5 protein-coding genes and 1 pseudogene are annotated in these 8336 nt (G+C 67.9%); all 6 read left to right on the top strand.

The window, feature by feature from the left end; translation table 11 throughout:
- The coding region (locus ACZ4V1_RS35665) for an RHS repeat-associated core domain-containing protein (protein WP_468345271.1) at positions 1–3005 on the top strand (3005 nt) is incomplete at its 5' end.
- A gap of 51 nt (positions 3006–3056) precedes the next feature.
- Entirely contained in the window at positions 3057–3263 is a 207-nt protein-coding gene (locus tag ACZ4V1_RS35660; protein ID WP_468345269.1) for a hypothetical protein, read from the top strand.
- A 469-nt stretch (positions 3264–3732) separates the two neighbouring features.
- Positions 3733–4506, top strand: a complete 774-nt coding sequence (locus tag ACZ4V1_RS35655) for an SAM-dependent methyltransferase (RefSeq protein ID WP_468345266.1) — start codon at positions 3733–3735, stop codon at positions 4504–4506.
- A 1349-nt stretch (positions 4507–5855) separates the two neighbouring features.
- Positions 5856–6653 (top strand): alpha/beta fold hydrolase, encoded by a 798-nt coding sequence (locus ACZ4V1_RS35650; RefSeq protein ID WP_468345274.1) that lies wholly within the window; start codon positions 5856–5858, stop codon positions 6651–6653.
- Positions 6653–7943, top strand: a pseudogene (locus ACZ4V1_RS35645) (PP2C family protein-serine/threonine phosphatase). The gene ACZ4V1_RS35650 and the pseudogene ACZ4V1_RS35645 overlap by 1 nt, the downstream one beginning before the upstream one ends.
- A complete protein-coding gene (locus ACZ4V1_RS35640) occupies positions 7940–8296 on the top strand; it encodes an STAS domain-containing protein (RefSeq protein ID WP_468345263.1) in 357 nt (118 codons plus the stop codon). The pseudogene ACZ4V1_RS35645 and the gene ACZ4V1_RS35640 overlap by 4 nt, the downstream one beginning before the upstream one ends.
- The last annotated feature ends 40 nt before the right edge of the window (positions 8297–8336 follow it).

The raw sequence follows: 8336 nt of genomic DNA, 5'->3' as shown, positions 1-8336 counted from the left end.
TGCCCGAGGGGCAGGGCGATGTGCCCTGGCACCAGATCCTCGACACCCGCCTGAACGACGCCCTCGTGGCACGCATGAACATCTCCAACGGCAACCTGATGCTCGCCGCCACGGACTTCGACATCGCCGGCGTCGGGCAGAAGCTCCAGCTCACCCGCACCTACAACTCCCTCGAGGCGCCGTGGGGGAAGGTATCGCAGCGCTGGTGGCAGGGATACGAACGCTACCTCCAGGTGGGCGACCGTGAGGTGGACGTCTTCGACGCCACCAGCAACCTGCTGCGCTTCACCGCCAACGCGGACGGCACCTACACGACGCCGACGGGCTACTCGAAGGACCTGAAGAAGAACGCGGACGGCACCTACACCCTGACCGACCGCAAGTCCGGCACCAAGGACACCTACAGCGAACACGGCACCTTGCTGAAGGTGACGGACAAGAACAAGGGAACCATCACCGTCGAGCAGCATGACGAGGGCGGCGAGCACAAGGGCTTCAAGCTCACCGAGACCCGCTCGGGCCGCTGGATCGACCTGGTCAAGGCCTACCCGAACCAGTGGCAGGCCAAGGACCACACCGGCCGCACCGCCGTCCTCGACCTCGACGGATCCGGAAACCTCGACAAGGTGACGGACACGGCTGGCAAGGCCACGGCGTACGAGTACGACGGCTCGCGCCGCGTGACGAAGGTGACCACCCCCGAAGGCACCGTCACCCTGTTCACCTACGACAGCCACAACCGCGTCCGCTCCATGCAGCGCGCCACCGAGTCGACGTCCGGCGGCCACACGGGCCCGACTTGGCGCTACGACTACACCGCAGCCACCCCCTCGGACGCGGGCACGACGACGGTCACCGACCCCGACGGGGACGCCACGAAGTACGTTCACAACGCGGACGGTGAGGTCACCAAGGTCACCGACCCGCTCGGTCACGCCCGCCACGCCACGTACAAGAACCACCTCACCCAGACGGCGATCGACGCCATGGGCACCGGCGCGGACGGCACGGGCGGCAACACGACCACGTACGGCTGGGACGGCCGCAACAACGCCCTCTCCCAGAAGCTGCCACTCGGCGCGACGGCGTCCGTCTCCGCGTACCAGACGGTGGCAGGTACGGATCTGCCCAACGACTTCACCACGGCCGACGGCCGTAAGGACTCCTTCAAGTACGACGCCAACGGCAACACGATGTCGGTGACGACGTCGGGCACGGCGGGCGGCGTCCGGGAGTACACGTACAACAAGGCCACCCCCGAGTGCGGCGGCTTCGAGGGCCAGCGCTGCACGGCGAAGGACGGCAACGGCAAGGTCACCTCGTTCACGTACGACGACCAGGGCAACCTGCGCAAGGTCAAGCCACCGGCCCCGCTGGGCGAGACGACGTACACCTACGACGCGCTGGGCCGCGTGGAGACCGTCAAGGACGGCCGCGGCATCACCACCGTCTACGCCTACGACACCCGCGACCGCGTCCGCGAGGTCTCCTCCACCAACTCCACCGTCACCTACACCTACGACGGCGACGGCAACGTGAAGACCCGCACCGACGCCTCGGGCACCACCAAGTGGGACTACGACAAGCTCAACCGTGAGTGGATCCGCACCCTGCAGAACGGCGCCCAGACCGCCCTGGCCTACACCCCGGGCGGAGACATCGACTACTACACTGACCCGACCGGCACCACGGACTACACCTGGGACACAGCCGGCCGCCTCGACCACCTGACGGCGCCGGACGGCAAGAAGACCGACTTCGACTACAACAACAACGACAAGCGCACCAAGACCGTCTACCCCGGCGGCACCACCCAGTCGGTGACGATCGACAAGAACGGCCGCCCCGAGAAGATCAAGACCACCTCGGGCACCCAGACCTTCATCGACCTCGCCTACAGCTACAAGAACACCGCGGGCAAGGACACCACCAAGATCCGCACCCGCACCGACAACCTCACGAAGTACACCACCAGCTACACCTACGACTCCCAGGACCGCCTCACCTACGCCCTGGAGGCCGACTCCGCTGGTACCCGCAAGGCGTCATGGCTCTACTGCTTCGACAAGGCGGGCAACCTCACCAGCCGCGACGGCAGCAAGACCACCTGCCCCGGCGGCACCACGTACACGTACAACGACGCATCCGAACTGACCGCCAAGAACGGGACCACCACCGGCTGGTCCTACGACAAACTCGGCAACGAAACGGCGGCGGCCGACAACACCCCCCGCACGGGCGAGTCCTGGACCGACTACAGCCAGCTGTCCGGCATCACCGCGGGCGGCTCGACCTACGACCTGGTCCACGCCGGCACCAGCAACGCGGAGCGCACCAAGCTCGGCGACACGTGGTTCCACCACACCGCCCTCGGCCTGGCCTCCACGACCACGAACGGCGTCGACACCGGATTCATCCGCGAACCGGCGGGCACGCTGAACTCCATGACGACTGGGGGGAAGTCCTACTACTACCTCACCGACGCCACCGGCAACGTCCTCGGCCTCGCCGACAGCACCGGCAAACGCACCCACACCTACGCCTACGGCCCCACCGGCCTCCCGCGCACCACACCCACGGAGACCGTCCCCCAGCCCTACCGCTACGCGGGCGCCTACGCCGACCCGACCGGCCTGTACAAGATGGGCTACCGCTACTACGACCCCACCCTCGGCCGCTTCACGCAGCCTGACCCCTCGGGGCAGGAGGAGAACGTCTACCTTTACGCGGTCGGAGACCCGGTCAACCGAACCGACCCAACCGGCTTGTTCAGCTTCTCGGACATTCTGGACACCGGTAGTAAAGTCTTCGGCGTCGTGTCGGGTTGCGTGTCGGGCATCGGTGCAGCCGCATCAACCGGAACCATCCAATACGCCGCTGCGGTCGGAGGAGTGGTCGGTGCCGGAGTCGGCAGCGCGGTCGGCGCCGGTGCCGCCGTGGTCGGCAGTTGTGCGTTGGGAGGCGTCGCGGGCTACTACGGAGCCGACATCATCACCTACGGATGACGTTCAAGAACCAGACGCCAACCAGACCATCTACAGGGAAGTGACGTAAGAATGACAGCGAGCAACGCCCCGATGACGGACGCTGTACGCGCTGTGCGGATCTTTTCCATCATTCTGATGGTGGGAGGTTTGAGCGGATGTATTGCTGGAATCGCGACCGGTGACGCTGTTCCGATGGTGCTCGGGGCGATCGCCGCGGCATGCGGAGTGCTCTTGGCTGTCTTTGCCGTACTCGCCGGCCGCAAGGGCAAGTCCTGACTCCCGATCCGCGAGGTGTGACCCTGCGTGCTGCGGGGTGACGGCGCCCTTGAGTGGGGAGTGAACACGGAGGCGCTCGGCCGAAGATCATGGCCGAGCGCCTCACGTCGGTGGGCTGCGCCTGGGCCTCGCAGGACGGGCAGCCCGTGGTACTCGAAGTACGGGCCGGCGGCGCCGCGGTCCTCAGTTGTCATCAGGTACGTCTCCATCGCGTAGTCGACGACGAACTCGTGCTCCTGGTCCTCGTCGTCCTGATGGTCGTCGGCGGGTTAGACGCCGAACGGGCAGGCCGGGGCCGGTGGCGCCGCCCTTGAGCAGCTCCCGGCTTGGAAGCGGGTGAAGCTGTGGGTGCGGCCGATCGGGGTTCATCCGTGGCGGGCATACCAGGTGCGGAGCCAGTCGTCCGGGTCGGCAGAGCCGGATCCAAATCGGTGGGCACGCCACTCGGGGCGAACTAACGTTCCTCCCTATGGCAACCACTTCCGATCTTCTCCCGCGTCTGGGCAGTCTGACGTTCCACGGGCCGCTCTCCGAAGCCCGCGCCGGGCGCATCGTCGCGCGGCTCGCCGCCGTGTCGCCCTCCACCGTCCTCGACATCGGCTGCGGCTGGGGCGAACTGCTGCTCCGCGTTCTGGAGTCTGTCCCGGGGGCGACAGGCGTGGGCCTCGACATCAACGCCGAGGATCTGGCCAGGGGCAGGGACCTTGCGAAGGGGCGCGGACTGGCCGGACGGGTCGAATTCGCCGAGGAGTCGGCCCTCGGCACGGCACGCGGGCCCGTGGACGTGGTGCTCTGCCTGGGGGCTGGTCAGGCGCTGTGCGACCCCGAGCAGCCGTACGATCCCAGCGTCGTACTGCACGAGCTGCGCCGCTTGGTCCGCCCAGGCGGACGTGTCGTTCTGGGCGAGGGCTTCTGGGAACGCGCCCCGACGGACGAGGAACTCTCGGCCATGTGGCCCGGGGCGCGCGCAGGCGACCACCTGCGGCTCGGACCGCTCGTCGACCTCGCTGTCGAGGCGGGCTTCCGGCCGGCCTGGATCGAGTCGGCGAGCCGTGAGGAGTGGGAGGAGTTCGAGTCCGGCTACCGCCACGACACAGAACTCTGGCTCGCCATGAACCCAGACCACCCACTCGCCGCCGAGACCCGCGAACGAGTCGACGGCCAGCGGTCGTCCTGGGCTGACGGTTACCGCAACGTCCTTGGCATCACGTACTTGACCCTCGTCCCAGTTACCAGAACCTGAACGCTGCCGAAACCTGTGGCTGGAACGGGAGTATCAACTGAGCCCGGAATTGTCAGCCAGGACGTAGTCGAAGCCGAGCTGGACCAGGTGTGGGGGCAGCGAGGGAACGATGGGGGACATGAGCAGTTCCTGACGTACGGGCCCGCCAGCCTGTGGACAGAGGACAGAGGACAGAGGACAGAGGACCTTGACCACGGCTGCTACCGGCCCCGGGTCAGACCGCGGACAAGGGGGCCGGCTGCACGCTGCACCCTCGAGTCCCCGCCCACCAGGGCGGCCCGAAGCGAAGGAGCCACCGCGACTCTCATCTGCCACCGGCGCCTCACCACATAAACGGTGGAGAGGCGTTGCGGCGTGGGCCGGGCCAGGCCGAGGGCCTGCAGCTGACCGGCGAGGGCGGGCTGCTGCAACAGCTGACGCCTGGGTCAAGGACTGGAACGATCGGAACAGTCGCCCACCGGCCGGTACCTCCGCCAGCATGACCGGACGTGTCTCGCGTCGGCACTCCGCGCTTCGATCCGGGCTCGGCAGACTGACGGGCGTCAGCCTCGCTCCGCCGGGGCCCCTCCCTGCGGTGACCCTGCCGCATGCACCATCCCGCCGGCCCTCGCCGTGGCGCACGGTTGGCCCGGTGCCGTGGGTGGCGGGTCGAGGCAAACGACGACGGCGTTGCCCTGTCCACCGAACTCGGACGGTGGCCCAGCGACCGCGTCCTGTACGACCTGCGCCCCGGCGAGGGCACCAGCCTCGCTGACCGACCGTCCAGAGGCATCAATCGCACCACGACGTCCTGCTCGCGCTGCCCCGCAGGCATGTTTGCGCGGGCAGTGCTCGCCCGTGGGTGTGCTGCTCGGGTTGGTCGCCTTCCGGAAGGGGAGTTGCGACATAGCGTCTGGCCTGGGGGCAGGCAGACAGCGGTATGCGAGAGAGCGAGGCAAGGGTGCAGGACGGCGCCGAGGACCCCCTTCACGGGCTCAGGTACACCGTTTACGTTGACCACCTCAAGGGCTGCACCGAGTGCGGGCGCACGCGCTGCCCGGCGGGGGAGGCGTTGTGCAGTGACTACCTCGCCGACTCCCGATCGCAATACCGGTCTGTCCTTCCCCCTCGCAGGGACGCGGACAAGTAGAGCCCACTGGAAGCCGTCGCCCTTCCGCCCGGCGAGCCCGGGGCGCTCGGACGCACCGCGGATGCCGTTTACGCGACCCAGCCCGAAGACGTCCGGTGACAACCATGTTCCGTGGCGTAGCGGCCATGCACGGTGCAGACGAAAGCTACTGGCCGGGGCAGGGGGCGGCCCGTGGGCGTGACAGGGAGTGGACAGGGCCTGAGACAGTGGGGGAAGGGGTATCGAACGCAGGAACAATGTCACGGTCACCGGCAACCCTCGGAGCCGGGCGGTGGTGCTGGCACATGGGTTCGGCTGTGATCAGAACATGTGGCGGCTGACCGTGCCCCACTCTGGTCGACGATTACCGTGTGGTGCTGTCGACTACGTCGGTGCGGGCGGCTCGGACCTGTCCGCGTTCTCGGAGGACCGTTACGCCTCGCTGGACGGTTACGCGAGGGATGTGGTCGAGGTCTGTGAGGCGCTCGATCTGCGAGATGCAGTGTTTGTGGGGCATTCGGTCAGCGCGATGATCGGCGTGCTGGCCGCCGCGATGTCGCCGGAGCGTCTCGGGACGCTGGTGATGGTCGCGCCGTCTCCGCGGTACATCGACGATGACGGCTACCGGGGCGGATTCAGCGCCGAGGACATCGACGAGCTGCTGGAGTCGCTGGAGTCCAACTATCTGGGCTGGTCGGCGGCGATGGCGCCGATGATCATGGGGAACGTGGGCCAGCTCGAACTCGGCGAGGAGCTGAAGAACAGCTTCTGCGCCACGGACCCGGACATGGCGCGCATCTTTGCCCGGACCACGTTTCTGTCGGATTCGCGGGACGATCTGAAGACGGCGACGGTGCCGACGCTGATCCTGGAGTGCACCCAGGACGTCATCGCTCCCCGGGAGGTCGGCGCCTTCGTCCACCAGACGATCCCCGGCTCGAAGCTGGTCACGCTCGACGCGACCGGGCATTGCCCACACCTTTCCGCACCCGAGGCCACCGACGAAGCGATCACCGACTTCCTGGCGCGTCTGCGGTGATGTGCCGCACCGGACAGGAGCCCGGCCGCCCACACGACGCAGACAACGACAGGACACCGGACGCGGCATTCGCCGCACTGCTGGAGGACAGCGTCGAGGAACTCTACGAACGCGCGCCCTGCGGGTATCTGTCCACGCTGATGGACGGCACCATCGCCAAAATCAACACCACCCTCCTGGACTGGCTCGGCCTGGAGGGAGAGGCGGTCGTTGGCCGGATGAGGTTCACCGACCTGCTGACCGTGGGCGGCAAGCTCTACCACGAGACGCACTTCGCGCCGCTGCTGCGGATGCAGGGCGAGATCAGTGGCATCGCCCTGGAGATCAAGGAGGCCGGCGGCGATCGCATACCGGTCCTGGTCTCCTCCGTCGTCAAACACGGCAGCAGCGGAGAACCCCAGCTGATCCGCACCACCGTCTTCGACGCCCGCGACCGCCGCGCCTACGAGCAGGAGCTCCTGCGAGCCCGCAAAGAGGCGGAGGAGGCGCGCAAGGAGGCGGAGGCCGACCGTGCCCGACTGCAGGACGCCCTGGCGGTACTGCAGCAGTCGCTGCTGCCCGCCACCCTGCCCTCGGTGCCGGGGATGGCGGCGGTCGCCCACTACCGCACCGCCGCCCCCGGACCGGCTCGGAGGCGACTTCTACGACCTCTTCCCCATCGTTGGCCAACGCTTCGCCTTCTTCCTCGGCGACGTGTGCGGCAAGGGCCCCCAGGCCGCCGCGGTCACCTCTCTGACCCGCTACACCCTGCGCGGCGCCGCCCTGCACGACCCGGAGCCCGTCTCCGCCATGAGGACCCTCGACCAGGTGCTCCACGAGCGCTACACCGGCGGCGACCCGCGCTACTGCACTGCCATCTTCGGCACCCTCGAACCGGACCCCGCCACCGGACAGGTCACCGTCCATCTCGCCTCGGGCGGCCACCCCTCGGCCCTCGTCCTACGCGGCAACGGGAAGGCCGCATTCCTCCCTACTCCCGGTGGCCTACTCGTCGGTGTCCTGTCTGCCGCCTCTTTCACCGCCGCCACAACCGTGCTTGAGCCCGGGGACACTCTGGTGCTGTACACCGATGGCCTCACCGAGGCCCGTACTGGCGAGGACCACACCGCCCTCTACGGAGAAGAGGCACTGCTCACATTCGCCGCCGACCACGCCGGCAGACCCGCCCATGACGTGATCCAGGCCTTCACCGGTCTGCTGGACGACTTCGGTGACGGCCTCGACGACGACACCGCCCTCCTCGCCCTCGGCGTCCCCACCCTCGCCCCTCGCACCGAAACCACCAAATGAGCCCGCTGAAGACCACCACCCACCACGCCACATCAGGAACTGTCGTGGAGATCACCGGCGACCTCGACTACGCCACCGCCGGTGAACTCCGCGAACGGATCACCACCCTCGCCCTCCAGCCCGGCCAGCGCCTCGTCCTGGACCTGGCCGGCCTGGAGTTCTGCGACTCCAGCGGCATCACCGCCCTGATCGTCGCCCACAACCACGCCCATGCCGCCCACGCCGATATCGCGCTTGCCGCCGTCCCCGACCACACGCTGCGTGTGCTGCGCATGGTCGGCCTCGACCAGATTTTCCCTGTGCCGTTCGGAAACTCGTCGCTGCTGGTCAGGCCGCGTATCTGTACTCGTTGATCACTCCGCCGAGCACTCGGGTGCGTAGGAGCCGGTGAGC

The sequence above is a fragment of the Streptomyces sp. NPDC028991 genome (assembly GCF_055564775.1).
Note: the sequence above shows the minus strand (reverse complement) of the source record. Positions and strands in the feature narration are given on the sequence as shown.

Coding starts and splice junctions, on each gene's coding strand:
- ACZ4V1_RS35655 (WP_468345266.1), top strand. CDS start 3,733: ATGGCAACCACTTCCGATCTTCTCCCGCGTCTGGGCAGTCTGACGTTC.
- ACZ4V1_RS35660 (WP_468345269.1), top strand. CDS start 3,057: ATGACAGCGAGCAACGCCCCGATGACGGACGCTGTACGCGCTGTGCGG.
- ACZ4V1_RS35640 (WP_468345263.1), top strand. CDS start 7,940: ATGAGCCCGCTGAAGACCACCACCCACCACGCCACATCAGGAACTGTC.